We start from the raw sequence: 18,894 nt of genomic DNA on the forward strand, positions 1-18,894 counted from the left end.
GGGCCGGCAGCGCCCGGACGGTCCGGCGGGCCGCGCCCGGACGGCCCGGATGTGTCGGTCCGCACAGTCGTTGAATGTCATCTCGGCGGAGTAGCGTTCCAGCGGTGACAGAGGCGCCGAACGCGATCGACCTGCCCCGCACCGTGGGCGAACTGCGAGCCAGCGGCCACGAGTTCCGCACCGTCAAGGAAGAGCTGCGTGTCAATCTCCTCGCCCGGATGCGTTCCGGCGAGCCCCGTTTCCCCGGCATCGTCGGTTATGACGACACCGTGCTGCCCGAGGTCGAGCGGGCCCTGCTCGCCGGCCACGACATGGTGCTGCTCGGTGAGCGCGGCCAGGGCAAGACCCGCCTGATCCGGGCCCTGGCCGGGCTGCTCGACGAGTGGACGCCCTACATCGCCGGGTCCGAGCTGCACGAACATCCTTACCATCCGCTCACCCCCGCCACCCGCCGCCAGGCCGCCGAGTCCGGTGATCTGCTGCCGGTCGCGTGGCTGCACCGCTCCGAGCGGTACGGCGAGAAACTCGCCACCCCCGACACCAGCGTCGGTGACCTGATCGGCGACGTCGACCCGATCAAGGTGGCCGAGGGCCGTGCCCTGGGCGACCCGGAGACCATCCACTTCGGCCTGGTGCCCCGCACCAACCGGGGCATCTTCGCCGTCAACGAGCTGCCCGACCTGGCCGAGCGCATCCAGGTGTCGCTGCTCAACGTCCTGGAGGAACGCGACATCCAGGTCCGCGGCTACCAGTTGCGGCTGCCGCTCGACATCCTGCTGGTGGCGTCGGCCAACCCGGAGGACTACACCAACCGCGGGCGGATCATCACCCCGCTCAAGGACCGGTTCGGTGCCGAGATCCGCACCCACTACCCGGTCGACCTGGAGCTGGAGACCGCCCTGATCCGGCAGGAGGCGTCGCTCGTCGCGTCGCTGCCGGAGCACCTGGTGGAGGTGCTGGCCCGCTACACCCGCGGGGTCCGCGAATCGCCGTCGGTCGACGCCCGGTCCGGTGTGTCGGCCCGGTTCGCGATCGCCGCCGCCGAGACCGTCGCGGCGTCCGCACTGCGCCGGTTCGGGCTGCGCGGCGAGAAGGAGGCCGTCGCCCGGATCTGCGACACCGTCTCGGTCACCTCCACGCTGCGCGGCAAGGTCGAGTTCGAGAGCGGTGAGGAGGGCCGGGAGACCGAGATCCTCGGTCACCTGCTGCGGGTCGCCACCGCCGAGACGTTCCGGGCCCACCTGACCGGTCTCGACCTGTCCGGGTTCACCGGCCTGGTCGCCGAGGGCACCCTGATCGAGACGGGTGACCTGGTCAGCGCCGAGGAGTTGCTCAGCCAGATCGGCACGGTGCCCGGCCTGGCGAAGGTGCTCGACCGGCTCGGCCTCGGCGACGCGCCGAGTCCCGGCCAGGCCGCCGCCGGCATCGAGTTCGTCCTGGAGGGCCTGCACCTGACCCGCCGCCTGGCCAAGGAGCTGACCGACGACGGCCGCACCATCTACGGAAGCTGACCGATGAGCGAGCTCGCGAGCGGGAGCCAAGCGGCGGTGACGGCATGAGTGGGAACGTCTTCCGGTACGGGGCCTGGCGGGACGGGCCGGATCCGCTGGCGCCGCCGTATGACGTGCGGGGCGCCGTCGACGACATGGGGGAGCGGGTGCTCGCCGGGGACAGCCTGCGCGACGCACTGCGGGACCTGATCCGGCGTGGCCCCCGCGACGGGCTGGGGCTGGACGCGCTGCGGGAACGGGCCCGGCGCCTGCGCCGGGACGCGCTGCGCCGGGGCAACCTGGACGGGGCGGTCACCCGGGCCCGGCAGATGCTGGACCAGGCGCTCGCCGCCGAGCGGGACGCGCTGACCGCCCGCGACGACGACGCGGCCCGGTTCAGCGAGACCGTGCTGGACAGCCTGCCCCGGTCGGTCTCCCAGGCCGTCGGGGAACTCGCCGGTTACCGATGGGCCTCCGACGAGGCCCGGCAGATCTACCAGCAGATCCTCGACGGGCTCCGGCAGGAGGTGGTGGAGCAGCGGTTCGCCGGCATGAAACAGGCGCTGCAGCAGGGTGACATGGCCGACGTGTCGGCGATGCTGACCGACCTGAACGACCTGCTCGGCAAGCATGCCCGCGGGGAGGACACCGGCGACGCCTTCCGCGCGTTCATGGACGAGCACGGCCGGTTCTTCCCGGACGGCCCGAGCAACGTGGACGAGCTGATCGACTCGCTGGCCCGGCAGGCCGCCGCCGCCGAGCGGCTGATGCGGTCGCTGAGCCCGCAGCAGCGCGAGGAGCTGCAGGGGCTGATGGATCAGGCTCTCGGTGACGGGCCGCTGCGCGGGCAGCTCGGTGACCTGAGCGACAACCTGCGGTCGCTGCGCCCGAACCTCAACTGGGGACGCGGCGAGCGGATGCGCGGGCCCGCCGACCTGGGTTACGGCGACGCCGCGTCAGCCCTCGGCGAGATCGCCGACCTGGACGAACTGATCGACCAGTTGGGCCAGGACCATCCGGGCGCCACCCTCGACGACGTCGACGTGGAAGCGGTCGAACGGCAGCTCGGCCGGGGTGCCGCCGACGACCTGCGCCGGCTGCGTGAACTCGAACGGGAACTGCGCCGCCAGGGCTGGGTGCAGCGGGACGCGGACGGGCTGACCCTGTCCCCGAAAGCGCTGCGCCGGCTGGGGCAGAGTGCCCTGTCGTCGATCTTCTCCGACGTCGCCGGGAAACGGGGCGGGCACGACACCCGCGACGCCGGTGCCGCCGGTGACCTGATCGGTTCGTCCCGGCGCTGGGAGTTCGGCGACGACCAGCCGCTCGACGTGGTGCGCACGATCGGGAACGCGGTGCGCCGCAGTGCCGCGGGCCGGACCGTGGTGTCACCCGTACGGCTGGCTCCGGAGGATTTCGAGATCGCCGAGACGGAGCGCCGGTCGTCCGCGGCGGTGGCCCTGTGTGTGGACCTCTCCTATTCGATGTACGCGGACGGCCGCTGGGGCCCGATGAAACAGACCGCGCTCGCGCTGTCGCATCTGGTCGCCACGAAATACCCGCAGGACGCCCTGCAGATCATCGGCTTCGGCCTGCACGCCCAGAACCTGAGTCAGGGTGAGCTGGCGGCGATCGAGCCGACGATGGAGAAGGGCACCAACCTGCAGCACGCCCTGAAACTCGCCGCCCGCCATCTGCGCCGGCATCCGGGTGCCGAGCCGGTGATCCTGGTGGTCACCGACGGTGAACCGACCGCGCATCTGGAGGACGGTGGTGAGGCGGTCTTCTGGTGGCCGCCGATGGCCGAGACGGTCGCCGCCACCGTGCACGAGGTCGACCTGCTGACCAGGTACGGGGCCACCCTCAACGTGTTCATGCTGGGCGAGGATCCGGGCTTGCAACGGTTCGTCGGCGGGGTGGCCAAACGCAACGGTGGCCGGGTGTTCAGCCCGGACGCGGCGGAGCTGGGCCGGTACGTGATCGACGACTACGTGCGGGCCAGACGGGGCCGCCGCTGACCGGCTCCGAGCCGAAGGCTAGCCTCCTAGGATGAACTAGGGAGTGTGGCCGGTGTGACTGCGCGTCGGGTGAGAGGACGCGGCTGGTTATAGTTGCTCGGCGAGCGACCGGGACATGAGTGCATCGAGGTCCTGACTGCACAGCGGTCATCACTGCACAACCGCCCCGGTCCACGCGCGAGCCGGGCGGGGGCCTCGGCCGAGGGGGAGAGGAAGTCGCGATGTCGCAGCAACCTGCGCCGTCCATCGAGTCCTCCAACCGGATCTGGACCCTGCCCAACGCGATCAGCTTCGGCCGCCTGCTCGGTGTCCCGCTCTTCCTCTGGCTGCTGCTCGGTGTCGAGCAGGACGTGGCGGCGGTGATCGTCCTGGCGATCGGCGGTTCGACCGACTGGGTGGACGGCTACATCGCCCGCCGGATGAACTCGGTGAGCCGCCTCGGTGAGCTGCTGGACCCGTTCGCGGACCGGCTCTACATCCTGGCGACCCTGATCGGGTTCACCGTGCGTGAGGTGGTGCCGCTGTGGCTCACCGGGGCACTGCTGGCCCGGGAGGCGGTGCTCGGCGTGGTGCTGCTGGTGCTGCGGCGCCGGGGTTACGGCCCGCCGCCGGTGCACTACGTCGGTAAGACCGGCACGTTCCTGCTGCTCGCCGCGTTCCCGATCATCCTGCTGTCGCAGGCGGTGCCGTCGGTCGGCGGGTGGGCGGTGCCGCTCGGCTGGGGGCTGGCCTGGTGGGCGCTCGGGCTCTACTGGTGCGCCTGCTTCCTCTACATCGTCCAGGCCTACCGGGTGATCCGGGCCGACCGCGAGGAATCGTCGTGACCGACCCGCTGCGGCCCGTCGTGGACGGGCTCGCCGCGGTCGGGATGGCCCCCGAAGGGCCGCCGGACCCGGACGGCAAGACCAGCGGTAAACGGACCTACGGGCCGGACTTCCTGACCGCGCTGTTCCAGAACCCGCTCGACCCCGGTTACGCCGACGCCGCGGCCCGGCGGGCGGTCGATGGCCCGCGGACCGGGACCCGCCGCCGGCTGGCCGCCTCCGCTGCCGCGGTGACTCTGCTGGTGATCGGCTTTCTGTTGGTGGTGGCGTACAGAAAGACGGTGGACGAGGCTCCGGCCCGCACCCAGGCCCGGGACACGCTGATCGGCCAGATCCAGAACCGGCGGGCCGAGACCGAGCGCCTGCAGAGCAAGGCCGACAACCTGGCCGGTGAGGTCGCGGCGCTGCGGGAGAGCGAGCTGGGTGGCGCGGCGGTGGCTCAGTTGCGGGACCTGGAGGCGATCACCGGGATGGCGAAGGTCCGTGGCTCCGGCGCTCTGGTGACGCTGATGGACGGGCCGACGTCGGTGAACGCGGTGACCGGCGAACGGCGGACCGAGGCGCAGGTCAAGGACACCGATCTGCAGCTGGCGGCGAACGCGCTGTGGGAGGCGGGTGCCGAGGCCATCACGATCAACGGTCAGCGGCTGACGGCGACGTCGCGGATCCGGCAGGCGGGTGAGGCGATCCTGGTGGACGTGCGGCCGGTGGCGTCGCCGTACCAGATCCTCGCGATCGGCCCGTCCGGTCTGGCGGACGATTTTCGTAAGGGCTACGCGGGACAGTTCTTCGATCTGCTGACGTCCCGGTTCGGGATCTCGTTCGAGGCGGCGAAGGCCAAGGACGTGACCTTGGAGGCGGCGACGGACCTCAAACTGCGGTCCGCGCAGCCGAATGTGGGGCCTTCGGCCGCCGTTTCGGGTGGGCCGGTTCCTGATACCTCTGTGACGGAAGGCGGCCGATGATCGCCGTACTCGCCCTGCTCGCGGGCGTTCTGCTGGGCATCGTGTTCGAACCGGCCGTGCCACCGGAACTGGTGCCGTACCTGCCGATCGCGGTGGTGGCGGCGCTGGACGCGGTGTTCGGTGGGGTACGGGCCAAACTGGACGGGATCTTCGACGACAAGCAGTTCGTGGTGTCGTTCATCTCGAACGTGCTGGTCTCCGCCCTGATCGTGTATGTGGGCGACCAGCTCGGGGTGGGCGGTCAGCTGTCGACGGGTGTCGTGGTGGTACTCGGTGTGCGGATCTTCGGTAATGTCGCGGCAATTCGACGCCATCTGTTCAGGGCATAGGTAAGGCGATGACTGACGACACCGGACGGCGCGCGGACGACGACGAGGAGCCGACGGCTGCTCTGCGTGGTGTCACGGGTGGACACCGGACGGTCCCGGAACGTGAGTTCACGGGTGAGCACCGGACGGTCCCGGAACGTGAGTTCACGGGTGAGCACCGGACGGTCCCGGAACGTGAGTTCACGGGTGAGCACCCGGTGGTCGCTGAGGACGGCGAGCCGACGGTGCCCGTACTCCCCGATGATCTTGAGCCGCCGAAGGCGGAGGAGACGAACAGCACGTCACCCGATCCGTCGATTTCCGGCGACCCCGACACAAGTGATCTTGCTCGCCCGGCACGTCGGCGGCCGGCTCCGGCGGGGACCCTGATCTGGGTGTTGCTGGCGTTGCTGGGGTTCACGCTGGTGGTGCAGTTGCGCAGCAACGACGCTGACGACGGGCTGTCCGCGGCGCGGCAGGAGGACCTGGTCCGGATCCTGAGTGATCTGGAGGCGCAGGACAGCCGTCTGCTGGCCGAGATCCAGGCCCTGGAGCAGAGTAAACAGCAGCTCACGTCGGGTGTGGCGGGCCGTGAGGCGGCGCGGGCCGAAGCCGAGCAGCGCAGCCGTGAGCTGGGCCTGTTGGCGGGTACGGTTCCGGGGCGGGGTCCCGGTCTGGACATCGCCTTGCGGGAGGTGCGGGCTTCGGACGTGCTGAACGCGGTGCAGGAACTGCGCGGTGCCGGTGGCGAGGTGATGCAGTTGAACGGGGCGAACGGGGCCGCGGTGCGGGTGGTCGCGTCGAGTTTCTTCGTGGATGCTTCCGGCGGTGGCATCATCGCCGACGGTGAACGACTGACGGGCCCGTTCCACCTTCTGGTGATCGGCCCGCCGGAAACGATGAGTACGGCGCTGCAGATCCCGGGCGGGGTGGTGGCGTCGGTGAAGACAGACGGCGGTAGCGTGACCATGGACTCGCGTTCCACGGTCGAGGTGACGGTGGTTCGCAAGGCAGCGGCCTTGCGATACGCGCGTCCGGTTTCGTGATTAACGGAGGAAGACGTTGATTCCTGAGGATCTGCGGTATACCGCGGAGCACGAGTGGATCGCCGGTGACGGCAGTGGGCCCGTGCGGGTGGGCATCACCCATTTCGCGCAGGACGCCCTGGGTGACATCGTCTACGTGCAGTTGCCCGACGAGGGCACGGTGGTGCAGGCGGGTGACTCGCTCGGCGAGATCGAGTCGACCAAGAGCGTCTCGGAGATCTACGCGCCGATCGCCGGCACGGTGGTGGCGAAGAACGCCACACTCACCGACGAGCCGGAGATCATCAACGGCGAGCCGTACGCGGCCGGCTGGCTGGTCGAGATCGCGCCGGAGGATCCGGCTTCGGTGTCGGCACTGCTTGACGCCGCGGCGTATCGTGCGCTGACCGAAAGCTGACGCCGAGGGGCATTTTTATGCCCGTCCATTCGTTCCCCCGCGAGTCTGGTTGCTCAGCGATATTCGCGCTGACTAGGCTCGCGGAGCACACGAAGAACTGTTATTCCTTTGAAACCGATAGTCGTGCGTCGGGCCGAATGGCTCCGGCCGGGCTGCACCGTCGCCGCCCATGCCGGGAGGCGACGACCAACTGTGATCCGTGAGGTGGTCCATGACGCGCCCAGACGACGAGTTCCCCCCGCTCGACGTCACGTCCACGCTGAACCTTGGCGCCCTCGACGAGGTGCTGGAGGGACCCGATACGGACGTGGTTCCGAGCCGGATGGCCGGTTCGCTCCCCCCGGGGATGGCTCTGCTCGTGGTGCGCCGCGGCCCCAACGCGGGTGCCCGGTTCCTCCTCGATCACGACGTGACGACCAGCGGACGGCACCCGGACAGTGACATCTTCCTCGACGACGTGACGGTGTCGCGCCGCCACGCCGAGTTCCACCGGGACAGTGGTGTCTTCACCGTCCGCGACGTCGGCTCCCTCAACGGTACGTATGTGAACCGCGAAAGGGTTGAAGCCGCGACCCTCAGCAATGGCGACGAGGTCCAGATCGGCAAGTTCCGTCTGGTGTTCATCGCCGGTCCGCGACCGGAGGGCGAGGGCCGGGCGTGACGGCGTCGGGGGCGGCAGCGCGTGACCCGGGGGCTTCGCGTCCTCAGGACGGGCGTGACGTTGCGCTGATGAGCATCGGGGAGGTGCTGGCACATCTGCGCACCGAGTTCCCCGACACCACGATCTCCAAGTTGCGGTTCCTGGAGGCGGAGGGTCTGGTCGACCCGCAACGCACCGCCTCCGGGTACCGGAAGTACTCGTGGAACGACGTGGCCCGGCTGCGGTTCGTGCTGACCGCGCAGCGGGATCAGTACCTGCCGTTGCGGGTGATCCGGGAGCAGTTGGACCGGATGGAGCTGGAGCCGCCGGCTCCGCAGCGGCCCACGCTGGTGGCGGTGGGCGCGCAGCAGGCCAGGGATCCGGCGGACGCCCGGATCCCGAAGGCGGATCTGCTGGAGCGGACCGGTGTCGACGAGGCCATCCTGGCCGAGCTGGAGCAGACCGGCCTGGTCGTCGCCCGCCCTCCGGGGTGGTACGACGCCGACCAGGTGATCATCGTGGAGGCTGTGGTCGGTCTCCACCGGTTCGGTCTGGAGGTTCGGCACCTGCGGGCGTTCCGCAATGCCGCGGACCGTGAGGTGGGGCTGTTCACACAGTTGCTGGCGCCGATGGCGCGTCAGCACGACCCGGCGGCCCGGGCGCGGGCCGCTGATACCGCACGTGAGCTGCAGGCGCTCTCGCAGCGTTTGCACGCGGCTCTGGTGCGCTCCGGTCTCCGGGGCGAGCTGGGTCGCTGAACCCGTCGCCGCACGGATCAGGCACCGGTGGTGTGCGTGTAACGTGCAGGTACGGGCGGCAATGTCAAAACGGTCGTACCGAACGAAACTGACGACACGAAACGGACGACACGGAGGCGGCGGTGCGCGAGCTGAGCGTGGTCGGGGTCCGGGTGGAGCTGCCCAGTAACCAGCCGATCGTGTTGCTGCGGGAGGTCGACGGAGACCGCTACCTGCCTATCTGGATCGGGGCGGTCGAGGCGACCGCCATCGCTTACGAGCAGCAGGGGGTCAAGCCGGCTCGGCCGTTGACCCATGATCTGCTGCGGGACATCCTGGCGGCGCTGAAGGCGCCGTTGAAAGCGGTGGAGATCACCGAGCTGAAGGACAACGTCTTCTACGCCGACCTGCTGATCGGTGACAACCTCCGGGTGTCGGCCCGGCCGAGTGACTCGATCGCCCTGGCGCTGCGGGTGGGTGCGCCGATCCGTTGTGCCGACCAGGTGCTCACCGAGGCCGGTATCGTGATCCCCGATGAGCAGGAGGACGAGGTGGAGAAATTCCGCGAGTTCCTCGACCAGGTCAGGCCTGAGGACTTCGCGGGCTGACATCGACGGCAACGCTTAGCCCGTAAGCGGCGTGTCGAGCGGTTACCTCCATGTTTCGGCCACGGTTGAGATATACGCTCGTGAAGTCCAGGTGAACCGGCACACCGCCTAGATTTTGATCATGGGCGCGGGGAGGTAGTCGCGTGCACGAGCAACCTCTTGAAGGCCCACTCGTCGGCGAGGACGGGGAAGTCGGATATCGGGGAGTGACCGCGTGTCAGGCGGTCGGGATCAGTTACCGTCAGCTCGATTACTGGGCTCGGACCACGCTGGTGGTGCCGAGTGTCCGGGACGCGTCGGGTTCGGGGACGCAACGTCTCTACTCCTTCCGTGATCTGGTCGTCCTCAAGGTCGTGAAACGACTGCTGGACGCCGGGGTGTCGTTGCAGAACATCCGCCGGGCGATCGACACGTTGCGCTCGCGCGGGGTGGACGATCTGGCGGAGATCACGCTGATATCCGACGGGACGACGGTGTATGAGTGCCGGTCTCCCGAGGAGGTCGTCGACCTGCTCCAGGGCGGTCAGGGCGTGTTCGGGATCGCGATCGGCGGTGCGTTCAAGGAGATCCAGGGTTCGCTGTCGCACCTGCCGTCGGAGCCGGCCATGGGCCCGCAGCCGGTCGGGGTCGACGTGCCGCAGCGGTCGGCGGAGGGTGACGAGCTGGCGGCTCGCCGGGCTCGGCGCCGCGCGGGCTAACGGTCAGTTTCCGGCCGTAATCGCTACTAGTGTCGCTGCGTGACCCATGGTTTGAACAAGCACAGTGCAGACAGCCACGATGTCATTCAGGTCCGCGGGGCCCGGGAGAACAATCTCCGCAACGTCTCGCTCGACATTCCGAAGCGGCGCCTGACGGTTTTCACCGGCGTCTCCGGTTCCGGCAAGTCGTCGCTGGTGTTCGGCACCATCGCGGCCGAGTCCCAGCGGATGATCAATGAGACGTACTCCGCGTTCCTCCAGTCGTTCATGGGCAGCCCGGCCCGGCCGGACGTGGACGCGCTGCACAATCTGAGCGCCGCGATCGTGGTCGATCAGGAGCGGATGGGTGCCAACGCCCGTTCCACGCTCGGGACCGCGACCGACGCGTACACGCTGCTCCGGATCATTTTCAGTCGTCTCGGTGTGCCGGGTGCGGGCAGTGCGCTTGCCTACTCGTTCAACGCCGAGGGCATGTGCCCGGGGTGTGAGGGGCTCGGCCGGGTGTCGACGCTGGACCTCGATCAGCTCGTCGACCGGTCGAAGTCGATCAACGAGGGTGCGATCACCGTCCCGAACTTCGCGGTGGACGGCTGGTATGTGCGCGGCTTCGCCGAGTCCGGGCTGTTCGACCCGGACAAGCCGATCAGCGGGTTCAGTGAGCAGGAGCTGCACGATTTCCTGCACCGGGCGGCGACCAAGGTCAAGGTCAACGGCATCAACACGACGTACGAGGGACTCGTGGTCAAGGTGCAGCGCATGTACCTGGCCAAGGACCGTGAGTCGGCACAGCCCCACATCCGGGCCTTCATCGACCGGGCCGCCACCTTCGCGCCGTGTCCCGACTGCGGCGGCGCCCGGCTGAAACCGGCGGTGCTGGCCTCGCGTATCGACGGCCGCAACATCGCCGAGTGTTCGGCCATGCAGGTCAGCGATCTCGCGTCGTTCCTGTCCGGGATCACCGCGCCGGCCGTCGGCCCGGTGGTGGCGACGCTGCGGCAGACCCTGGATTCGCTGGTCGAGATCGGTCTCGGTTACCTGTCGCTGGACCGGGAGTCGGGGACCCTGTCCGGTGGGGAGGCGCAGCGGGTCAAGATGGTCCGGCACCTGGGGTCCAGTCTGACCGACATCACCTACGTCTTCGACGAGCCGACGGTGGGCCTGCACCCGCACGACATCCAGCGGATGAACGGCCTGCTGCTGCGGTTGCGGGACAAGGGGAACACGGTCCTGGTGGTGGAGCACAAGCCGGAGACGATCGCGATCGCCGATCATGTCGTCGACATCGGCCCGGGGGCGGGGCCGGCGGGTGGTCAGGTCCAGTTCGAGGGCACCGTCTCTGATCTGCGGGCCTCTTCCACGTTGACCGGTCGTTATCTGGGGCATCGGGTCGAGATCAAAAAGGTGGCCAGAGAAAAGACCGGACAAATCTCCATTCGCGCCGCCAAGAAGCACAACCTGCGGGATGTCGACGTGGACATCCCCACCGGCGTGCTGACCGTGGTCACCGGCGTCGCCGGATCGGGCAAGAGCTCGCTGATCTACGGCTCGCTGCCACGGCAGGAGAACGTGATCGTCGTCGACCAGTCGGCGATCCGTGGTTCCCGGCGCAGCAACCCGGCCACCTACACCGGCCTGCTCGACGCCGTCCGGGCCGCCTTCGCCAAGGCCAACAAGGTCAAACCCGCCCTGTTCAGCGCCAACTCCGAAGGGGCCTGCCCGCACTGCAAGGGCATCGGCCTGGTCTACATGGACCTGGCGATGATGGCCGGGGTGGCCGCCGTCTGTGAGGAGTGCGAGGGCCGCCGGTTCACCGCCCGGGTCCTGGAATACAAGCTGCGGGACCGGGACATCAGCCAGGTCCTGGCCATGCCGGTCAGCGAGGCGGTGGAGTTCTTCACCGAGAAGGCGGCCCGCACCATCCTGGAACGGCTGTCCGCGGTCGGGCTCGGCTACATCACCCTCGGGCAGCCGCTCAACACCCTGTCCGGCGGCGAGCGGCAGCGTCTCAAACTCGCCGTCCACATGGGCAGCGGCGCCGCCACCTACCTGCTCGACGAACCCACCAGCGGCCTGCACCTGGCCGATGTCGACCAGCTCCTGGCCCTGCTGGACCGGCTCGTCGACAGCGGCAACACCGTCGTGGTCATCGAACATCACCTGGCGGTGATGGCGCACGCCGACTGGATCATCGACCTGGGGCCGGGTGCCGGGCACGACGGCGGCCGGGTCGTGTTCACCGGCACTCCTACCCGGCTGGTAGAGCAAGCCGATACGGTGACGGCTCAGCATCTCCGCGAATACGTTTCCTAGGGGGACCGTTGCGCAACGAACGCCTGGCCGAGTTCGGGACGACCATCTTCGCCGAGATGTCGGCGCTCGCGGTCGCCACCGGATCGATCAATCTCGGTCAGGGGTTCCCCGACACCGACGGGCCGGCGAGCCTGCTGCGGGCGGCCGCCGACGCGATCCTGACCGGGAAGGGCAACCAGTACCCGCCCGGCCCCGGCATTCCCGAGTTGCGTCAGGCGGTCGCCGGGCACCGGCAACGGCACTACGGCCTTTCGTACGACCCGGACACCGAGGTCCTGATCACCGCGGGCGCCACCGAGGCCATCGCGGCGGCCCTGCTCGGGCTGCTCAACCCCGGTGACGAGGTGATCGCCCTGGAGCCGTACTACGACTCGTACGCCGCCTGCATCGCGATGGCCGGCGCCCGGCGGGTGCCGGTGACCCTGCACCCGCCCGCGTTCGCCCTGGACGTGGACACGCTGCGCGCCGCGGTCACCCCGCGCACCCGGATCCTGCTGATCAACAGCCCGCACAACCCGACCGGCGCCGTCCTGACCCGCGCCGAACTGACCGCCGTCGCCACGGTCGCGATCGAACACGACCTGGTGGTGATCACCGACGAGGTGTACGAGCACCTGGTCTACGACGTCGCCGAACACATCCCGCTGGCCACCCTGCCCGGCATGCGCGACCGCACGGTGTCGATCAGCTCGGCCGGCAAGACGTTCTCGGTGACCGGCTGGAAGATCGGCTGGGCGCTGGCCGCTCCGCCGCTGCTGGCCGCCGTCCGCTCCGCGAAACAGTTCCTGACCTACGTCAACGGCGGGCCCTTCCAGTACGCGGTAGCCGACGCCCTGGACACCCTCGGCCCCGACTTCTACACCGGCTTGCGCGCCTCCCACCAGGCCCGCCGCGACCTGCTGGCCACCGGCCTGACCGAAGCCGGCTTCCGGGTGTACGTCCCGCGCGGCACCTATTTCATCACCGCCGACGTGAGCCACCTGGGCGTCGACGGCCTGACGTTCTGCCGCGACCTGCCGTCCCGCTGCGGCGTCGTCGCCATCCCGTCCGCGGTCTTCTACGACAACAAGGCGGCCGGCGAGTCCCTGGTCCGCTTCGCCTTCTGTAAGCAGACCCCCGTCCTACGGGACGCCACCGCCCGCCTCGCGTCGCTCCGCGATCAGTCGGCCTGATCGAGGAAGGACAGTGCCACCGGGGCGAACAGTGGGGAGTCCAGCAGGTCGTAGTGGGTGGTGCCGGGGATGATGGCCAGCGCGTGACCGCCCTTGGGACGGCCGCCGCGGTCCCAGCCGCCGTCGCGCAGTCCGCCGTCCAGCAGGTTGAAGATCTCCACGAAGTGGCTGGTGGGCACCATGTCCGCGTCGGCGCCGACGATCAGCGTGGGGACCTGGAGGCCGCGGACCTCCTCGGTCAGGTCGTAGTCGCGCTGCATCGACTCACCGATCTTGTCGAGCAGGCGTGGGAAGTCCCCCGGGCGGGGCGCGACCCGCTGGTACAGCTCGTACATCGGGGTGTCCTTCATGAACTCAGCGGACGCGGCGTTGACCTGCTTCTGCTGCTCCAGGATGTCCGGGAAGCCGGCGCTCCGCCGGATCCCGGCCGCCGCCGACACCAGGCGGCCGATCTTCTCCGGCGCGAGGATCGCCAGGCGCAGGCCGACACCACCGCCGAGGGAGAAGCCGACGACGTCCGGCTTCACCAGGCCCAGGTGGTCGATCAGCGCGGCCACGTCCCGCGCCATGTCCTGCAGGTCGATCGGCCGGTCGATGTCGGCGGTCCGGCCGTGCCCCTGCAGATCCACCAGGATCACCTGATGACGCGCGGTGAAGTCGGACAGCATCGGCGTGAACATCTCACCCGAGCCCAGACCACCGTGCAAGAGGATCACCGGCTCACCCGTACCGTGAATCTCGTAGTAGAGATCGATGCCGTTGACCTCGGCGTAGCTCATGTGCGTTCTCCCTCATCGAGTGCTCTGACGGGTAGACCATCACGCGCGCCGGAACTCATCGGTGGCATCACGGCGAATCCGTACTAGATTCCGTCGGGTGAGCGAAGCCATCGAGACGCAACTGGAGCGGTTCCGGCCCGAGCTGACCGGCTACTGCTACCGGATGATGGGTTCGGCGTTCGAAGCCGAGGACGCCGTCCAGGAGACCCTGATCCGGGCCTGGCGTGGCCACGACAGCTTCGAGGGGCGCTCGTCGTTGCGGTCGTGGCTCTACCGGATCGCCACCAACGTGTGCCTGACCATGGCCGACGCCGCTCAGCGCCGGGTCCGCCCGATGGACCTGGGACCGGCCGGCTCCGGCCACGCCACCGACCCCGGCGCGATCCACCCGGAGCAGATCTGGGTGGGCCCGATCCCGGACGAGAAGGTGCTTCCCGAAGGCTCCGACCCGGCGCGCCTGATCGCCGAACGGGAGTCGATCCGGCTGGCCTTCGTCGCCGCCCTGCAGCATCTGCCGGCCAGACAACGTGCCGTGCTGATCCTGCGGGAGGTGCTCGCGTGGTCGGCGCAGGAGACCGCCGACCTGCTCGGCACGTCGGTGGCCGGGATCAACAGCGCCCTGCAGCGGGCCCGCGCCACCCTGGCCGCGGCCACCCCGTCGGCCGGGGACGCCTACCAGCCCTTGGACGCCGGGCAGCGGGAGCTGCTGGGACGTTACGTCAAAGCCTTCGAGGCGTACGACCTCAGTGCCCTGACCACTCTCCTGCACGAGGACGCGACCCTGTCGATGCCGCCGCTGGCGCTGTGGCTGCGCGGTCCCGAGCACATCACCGCGTGGATGGCCGGCACCGGCATCGGCTGCCGTGGGTCGCGGTTGTTCCCGACGATCGCCAACGGGCTGCCGGCCTTCGGCCAGTACCGCCCCGACCCGGACGGCGGGCACGCCTCGTGGGCGCTGATCGTCCTGGAGATCGCGGACGGCCGGATCGCGTCAGTCAACAGCTTCCTCGACACCGCCCGCCTGTTCCCCCTGTTCGGCCTCCCCGAACGGCTGACCTGAGAGCGCCTGCGCCTCCCCGAACGGCTGACCGGAGAGCAGGGTCCCGTCCAGCCCGAGCAGGATGATCAGCTCGCGCAGGGCGGGACCGGCGTGGTGGATCGACATCCGGTGGCCGTGCCGGCGGGCGGTCAGCCGGAGCCGGGCCAGGGCCTCGACCGTCACCACGGCCGCCGGGGCCCGGCTGACGTCACACGTCACCTCGCCGTCGCCGGGACACTCGCGCAGCAGAGCGGCGAGGGCCGCGCACAGTGCGGGAATGTCCGTCCGCCGGATGGTCGCCCCGACCACGAAGACCGCCATGGTGGGCAGACCGGCGGCATCGCCGGAAATCATCGGCGCTGTCATTTGATTACATGATTACCGGGTTTCAGGGTCTATGTTGGACGCATGACGGTCGAGTACATCCGATACCGGATCCCCGATGACACCGGCGCCTTCGAGCAGGCCTACACTCGAGCCGCGGAACTGCTCGCACGGGCGCCGCAGTGTGTCGACTACGAGCTGAGCCGCTGCGCCGACGAGCCCGGCGCCTACATTCTGCGCATCACCTGGACCTCGCCCGAGGACCACCTGACGGGTTTCCGCGGGGGAGACCTGTTCCCGGCGTTCCTCGCCGAGATCCGCCCGTACATCGCGGCGATCGAGGAGATGCGCCACTACGAGCCGACCCCGGTCCGGGGCGCCGGAGGCGCGATCCCGACGTTGTACGAGTGGGCCGGCGGCACCGCGGCGTTCGAGCAGCTGACCGGCCTGTTCTACGCCAAGGTCGCCGCCGACGACGTGATCGGCCCGCTCTTCGCGCACATGGACCAGGGTCATCCCCGGTTCGTCGCGATGTGGCTGGCCGAGGTGTTCGGCGGCCCGGCCCGCTACACCGGCGAGCGCGGCGGATACCCGCACATGCTCGGCCACCACCGGGGCCTGGCCATCACCGAACCGCAGCGCCGCCGCTGGGTGAACCTGCTGCTGGACGCCGCCGACGAGGCCGGCCTGCCGGACGACCCGGAGTTCCGGGCGGCCTTCACCGGCTACCTGGAGTGGGGCACCCGGCTCGCCCTGGCCAACTCGCAGCCCGGCGCCACCCCACCGGCCGACGCCCCGGTGCCGCACTGGGGCTGGGGCGTGGCCCCGCCCTACCGCGGCTAACGGGCCCGCCCCGCGGCTAACGGGTCAGGGCGGACGGGATGTCGAACGGGGTGCCGCACGCGGGGCAGTCGAGGTGGCCGAACAGCAGGCCGACCGCGGACGCCACCTCGGGGAAACCGGCGGTCAGGGACTCGGCGTGCAGCCGGGTGGCGAGCGGGGCGGTCAGCGCGGGCGTGACGGCGGAGTCGCCCGGATCCAGGGAGATCAGCTGTTCGCCGTCGCAGCACGGGCAGGCCACGTCGGCTTCGCCGTCGCTGAGCTGGTCCAGGCTGCGGCCCCAGGTCTCGTCGCCGTCCAGCCCGAGGACGGCCTGCTGCAGGTAGACGAACATCCGGGCGTCCGAGGCCCCGAACTCCAGGTTCTGCCGGGTCAGCAGCCGCAGCGCGGTGATCTCGTCGGTGAACCGGCCGCGGTCGTCGGCGTCCAGGGCCAGGAAACCGGCCAGCACCAGCGGCCGTTCCCGGTCGGTGGGGGTGAAATCGGTGCAGACCCGGGCCAGCCACGGCAGTAGCCGCTCGCTGCCGGCGAACGCGAACCCCTGGTCGCAGCTGTCGTTCCAGACGACGTCCCAGGCGGGCGACCGTGCGTCGGCGGCCGCCGCGTCCAGGGTGCGCTGCTGACCGGTCACCCGCCGATCATGACGGAACCGGGGCGGGGCGCGGGCAGTTCCGGCGGTGCCACGACGATCGACTTCTCGACCGCGATCGCGTGCCAGAGGCAGAACATCGCCACCGTCCAGACCTTGCGGGACCGGTCGTGGTCGCCGGCCCGGTGCTCGGCGAGCAGTCCCCGCGCGTACTCCAGGTCGAGCAGGTGCCCGGTCTGCGAGGTGGCCAGCAGGTGGTCCACCCAGTCGCCGATCGGGCCGCGCAGCCACAACCGGGTCGGGGTGGGGAAACCCAGCTTGCGGGCCGAGCGTACCGACTCGGGGACGATGCCCTTCATCGCCTCCCGCAGCGCGTGTTTGGTGACCTGGGAGCCGTGCGGCAGCTTCAGCTCGGTCGGCAGGCCGGCGGCGGCCGCGTAGACCTGCTGGTCCAGGAACGGCACCCGCAGTTCCAGGCTGTGCGCCATCGACATCCGGTCGGCCTTGGCCAGGATGTCGCCGGGCAGCCAGGTGTGCAGGTCGACGTACTGCATCGAGGCCACGTCGTCCACGTCGGCGGTCTCGGCGTACAACGGGCCGGTGATCGTGGTGTGGGGTTGTGCGGTGAACCGCATCAGCCGGGCCTTCTCCTCGGGGGTGAAGTTCCGCGCGTTGCCGTAGTAGCGCTGTTCGATCGGGGTGGTGCCGCGCTCCAGGAACGACCGGCCCCGCACCCCCTCGGGCAGCACCTCGGCCAGGTGTTTCAAGCCGCGCTTCATTCCGGCCGGCAGCTTCTCGACACCGCCCAGCGACAGTGGTTCCCGGTAGATCGTGTAGCCGCCGAACAGTTCGTCGGAGCCCTCACCGGAGAGCACCACTGTCACGTACCGGGACGCGGTCCGGGCCAGGAAGTACAGCGGGATCAGCGACGGGTCGGCCACCGGGTCGTCCAGAAGCTGGATGATCCGGGGCAGGTGGGCGAGGACGTCCTCGTCGGTGACGACCGTCGGCGTGAGCCGGATGCCGAGCTGGTCGGCGGTGTCCTGGGCGATCTCGATCTCCGAGTAGCCCTGGGCGGCGAACCCGGCGGTGAACGCGTGCAGATCCGGCTTCTGCCGGGCCGCCAGGGCGGCGATCGCGGACGAGTCGATGCCGCTGGACAGGAACGTGCCGACCGGCACCTCGGCGTGCATGTGTTTGCGGACGCTGTTGGTCAGGGCGTCCTGGATCGCCTGGTACGCCACCTCGGGCTGCACCCGCAACGGCCGCAGCGACGGCTTGAACCAGCGGTGCAGCCGCACCCCGCCACCCGGGGTCCAGACCAGCCGGTGGCCCGGCGGCAGCCGCCGGATGTGCCGGTGCAGGCTGATCGGGTCGGGCACGAACTGGAACGTCAGGTAGTGCGCGACCGCCTCGGTGTCCAGCGCCGCACCGGCCGGGGCCGCGAACGGATCCAGGGCCTTGCGTTCGCTGGCCAGGTGCAGCCCGTCGGCGGTCTCCAGGACGTAGAGCGGTTTGATGCCGAACGCGTCCCGGGCCGCGTGCAGGGTGCCGGTGCGGTGGTCGTAGGCCACGAACGCGAACATGCCCCGCAGCCGCGGCAGGGCCGCCTCGCCCCAGTAGTGGAACGCCGCCGCCAGCACCTCGCTGTCCCCGTCGGTCGCGAACGTGGCACCGTGCTGACGGATCAGATCCGACCGCAGCTCCTGGTAGTTGTAGATCTCGCCGTTGAACACCACGGTCCAGCGGTCCGCGTACTGCAGCGGCTGCACCGAGTGTTCCCGGTCGATGATCGCGAGCCGCTTGAAACCGAACGCGTAACCGTCACCGGTGACTATCTGCGTGTCGTCCGGACCGCGGTGGTGCAAGGTCGCCAGGGCGTCGGAGAAAGCCGACATGAACAGGGTGTCCAGCGGGCCGGCGTCGGGCCGGCTGCTGACGAAAGCGCTCAGGCCACACATCGCAACACCTCTTTCGGATTCGAGGAGGCGACCGTAGACATCGACCTGTGAAGAACTTGTGCGGAAGCTGAGGAGAATCGGCCCGGCACGATTCCGGGACCTGATCTTCATCGGTTCCTCGCATTTCTTGGCCCCCTGGACAGGCTCGGTCA

At 69.7% G+C, this 18,894-nt stretch carries 19 protein-coding genes; 15 read left to right on the forward strand and 4 right to left on the reverse strand.

What is annotated here, in order from left to right:
* The first annotated feature begins 74 nt into the window (after positions 1 to 74).
* From BLU81_RS01740 to BLU81_RS01800, 13 genes are all read left to right on the forward strand, one after another.
* Positions 75 to 1,511 carry a sigma 54-interacting transcriptional regulator gene (locus BLU81_RS01740; RefSeq protein ID WP_172890477.1) on the forward strand — a complete coding sequence of 479 codons (1,437 nt, stop codon included), beginning with the start codon at positions 75 to 77 and terminating at the stop codon, positions 1,509 to 1,511.
* Between the two features lie 44 nt (positions 1,512 to 1,555).
* The gene (locus BLU81_RS01745; protein WP_092540976.1) at positions 1,556 to 3,505 is read left to right on the forward strand and encodes a vWA domain-containing protein; all 1,950 of its coding nucleotides are present in this window, start codon (positions 1,556 to 1,558) and stop codon (positions 3,503 to 3,505) included.
* A 221-nt stretch (positions 3,506 to 3,726) separates the two neighbouring features.
* On the forward strand, positions 3,727 to 4,329 hold the full coding sequence (locus BLU81_RS01750) for a CDP-alcohol phosphatidyltransferase family protein (protein ID WP_092540978.1): 603 nt from the start codon (positions 3,727 to 3,729) through the stop codon (positions 4,327 to 4,329).
* Positions 4,326 to 5,294 carry a DUF881 domain-containing protein gene (locus BLU81_RS01755; RefSeq protein ID WP_231954008.1) on the forward strand — a complete coding sequence of 323 codons (969 nt, stop codon included), beginning with the start codon at positions 4,326 to 4,328 and terminating at the stop codon, positions 5,292 to 5,294. Before BLU81_RS01750 ends, BLU81_RS01755 begins: the two co-directional genes overlap by 4 nt.
* Positions 5,291 to 5,623 (forward strand): small basic family protein, encoded by a 333-nt coding sequence (locus BLU81_RS01760; protein ID WP_092540980.1) that lies wholly within the window; start codon positions 5,291 to 5,293, stop codon positions 5,621 to 5,623. Before BLU81_RS01755 ends, BLU81_RS01760 begins: the two co-directional genes overlap by 4 nt.
* A gap of 8 nt (positions 5,624 to 5,631) precedes the next feature.
* Positions 5,632 to 6,648, forward strand: a complete 1,017-nt coding sequence (locus tag BLU81_RS50150) for a DUF881 domain-containing protein (RefSeq protein ID WP_231954010.1) — start codon at positions 5,632 to 5,634, stop codon at positions 6,646 to 6,648.
* 16 nt (positions 6,649 to 6,664) lie between these two features.
* On the forward strand, positions 6,665 to 7,045 hold the full coding sequence (gene gcvH, locus BLU81_RS01770) for a glycine cleavage system protein GcvH (RefSeq protein ID WP_092540982.1): 381 nt from the start codon (positions 6,665 to 6,667) through the stop codon (positions 7,043 to 7,045).
* 211 nt (positions 7,046 to 7,256) lie between these two features.
* Positions 7,257 to 7,706, forward strand: a complete 450-nt coding sequence (odhI, locus tag BLU81_RS01775) for an oxoglutarate dehydrogenase inhibitor Odhl (RefSeq protein WP_092540984.1) — start codon at positions 7,257 to 7,259, stop codon at positions 7,704 to 7,706.
* A 68-nt stretch (positions 7,707 to 7,774) separates the two neighbouring features.
* Positions 7,775 to 8,443, forward strand: coding sequence for a transcriptional regulator FtsR (ftsR, locus tag BLU81_RS01780; RefSeq protein ID WP_092540986.1), 669 nt, complete (start codon positions 7,775 to 7,777; stop codon positions 8,441 to 8,443).
* A gap of 122 nt (positions 8,444 to 8,565) precedes the next feature.
* On the forward strand, positions 8,566 to 9,030 hold the full coding sequence (locus tag BLU81_RS01785) for a bifunctional nuclease family protein (protein ID WP_092540989.1): 465 nt from the start codon (positions 8,566 to 8,568) through the stop codon (positions 9,028 to 9,030).
* Positions 9,031 to 9,173: 143 nt separating this feature from the next.
* Positions 9,174 to 9,728 carry a MerR family transcriptional regulator gene (locus tag BLU81_RS01790; RefSeq protein ID WP_092540991.1) on the forward strand — a complete coding sequence of 185 codons (555 nt, stop codon included), beginning with the start codon at positions 9,174 to 9,176 and terminating at the stop codon, positions 9,726 to 9,728.
* A 39-nt stretch (positions 9,729 to 9,767) separates the two neighbouring features.
* Positions 9,768 to 12,038: an ATP-binding cassette domain-containing protein gene (locus BLU81_RS01795; RefSeq protein WP_231954012.1), complete on the forward strand. Its 2,271-nt coding sequence runs from the start codon at positions 9,768 to 9,770 to the stop codon at positions 12,036 to 12,038.
* Between the two features lie 8 nt (positions 12,039 to 12,046).
* Complete coding sequence (locus BLU81_RS01800) at positions 12,047 to 13,210, forward strand: pyridoxal phosphate-dependent aminotransferase (protein WP_269460978.1); 1,164 nt, start codon at positions 12,047 to 12,049, stop codon at positions 13,208 to 13,210.
* On the opposite strand, the gene BLU81_RS01805 is transcribed toward BLU81_RS01800, so the two are convergent.
* Complete coding sequence (locus BLU81_RS01805) at positions 13,198 to 13,989, reverse strand: alpha/beta fold hydrolase (RefSeq protein ID WP_092540995.1); 792 nt, start codon at positions 13,987 to 13,989, stop codon at positions 13,198 to 13,200. The genes BLU81_RS01800 and BLU81_RS01805 overlap by 13 nt on opposite strands.
* Positions 13,990 to 14,086: 97 nt before the next feature.
* Here BLU81_RS01805 and BLU81_RS01810 point away from each other — a divergent pair, with 97 nt between their 5' ends.
* Entirely contained in the window at positions 14,087 to 15,049 is a 963-nt protein-coding gene (locus tag BLU81_RS01810; protein WP_197686095.1) for a sigma-70 family RNA polymerase sigma factor, read from the forward strand.
* Here the strand turns inward: BLU81_RS01810 and BLU81_RS01815 are convergent.
* Positions 14,981 to 15,394: an STAS domain-containing protein gene (locus BLU81_RS01815; RefSeq protein WP_092540997.1), complete on the reverse strand. Its 414-nt coding sequence runs from the start codon at positions 15,392 to 15,394 to the stop codon at positions 14,981 to 14,983. The two genes, BLU81_RS01810 and BLU81_RS01815, sit on opposite strands and share 69 nt — an antisense overlap.
* Positions 15,395 to 15,436: 42 nt before the next feature.
* Here BLU81_RS01815 and BLU81_RS01820 point away from each other — a divergent pair, with 42 nt between their 5' ends.
* Positions 15,437 to 16,195, forward strand: coding sequence for a group II truncated hemoglobin (locus BLU81_RS01820; RefSeq protein ID WP_092540999.1), 759 nt, complete (start codon positions 15,437 to 15,439; stop codon positions 16,193 to 16,195).
* A gap of 16 nt (positions 16,196 to 16,211) precedes the next feature.
* On the opposite strand, the gene BLU81_RS01825 is transcribed toward BLU81_RS01820, so the two are convergent.
* Together BLU81_RS01825 and asnB are read right to left on the reverse strand one after the other, a co-directional pair.
* Positions 16,212 to 16,823, reverse strand: a complete 612-nt coding sequence (locus BLU81_RS01825; RefSeq protein WP_092541001.1) for a hypothetical protein — start codon at positions 16,821 to 16,823, stop codon at positions 16,212 to 16,214.
* Positions 16,820 to 18,742 carry an asparagine synthase (glutamine-hydrolyzing) gene (asnB, locus tag BLU81_RS01830; protein ID WP_092541003.1) on the reverse strand — a complete coding sequence of 641 codons (1,923 nt, stop codon included), beginning with the start codon at positions 18,740 to 18,742 and terminating at the stop codon, positions 16,820 to 16,822. Before asnB ends, BLU81_RS01825 begins: the two co-directional genes overlap by 4 nt.
* Positions 18,743 to 18,894: the final 152 nt, after the last annotated feature.

It is taken from the genome of Actinoplanes derwentensis (assembly GCF_900104725.1).
Classification (GTDB): Bacteria; Actinomycetota; Actinomycetes; order Mycobacteriales; family Micromonosporaceae; genus Actinoplanes; species Actinoplanes derwentensis.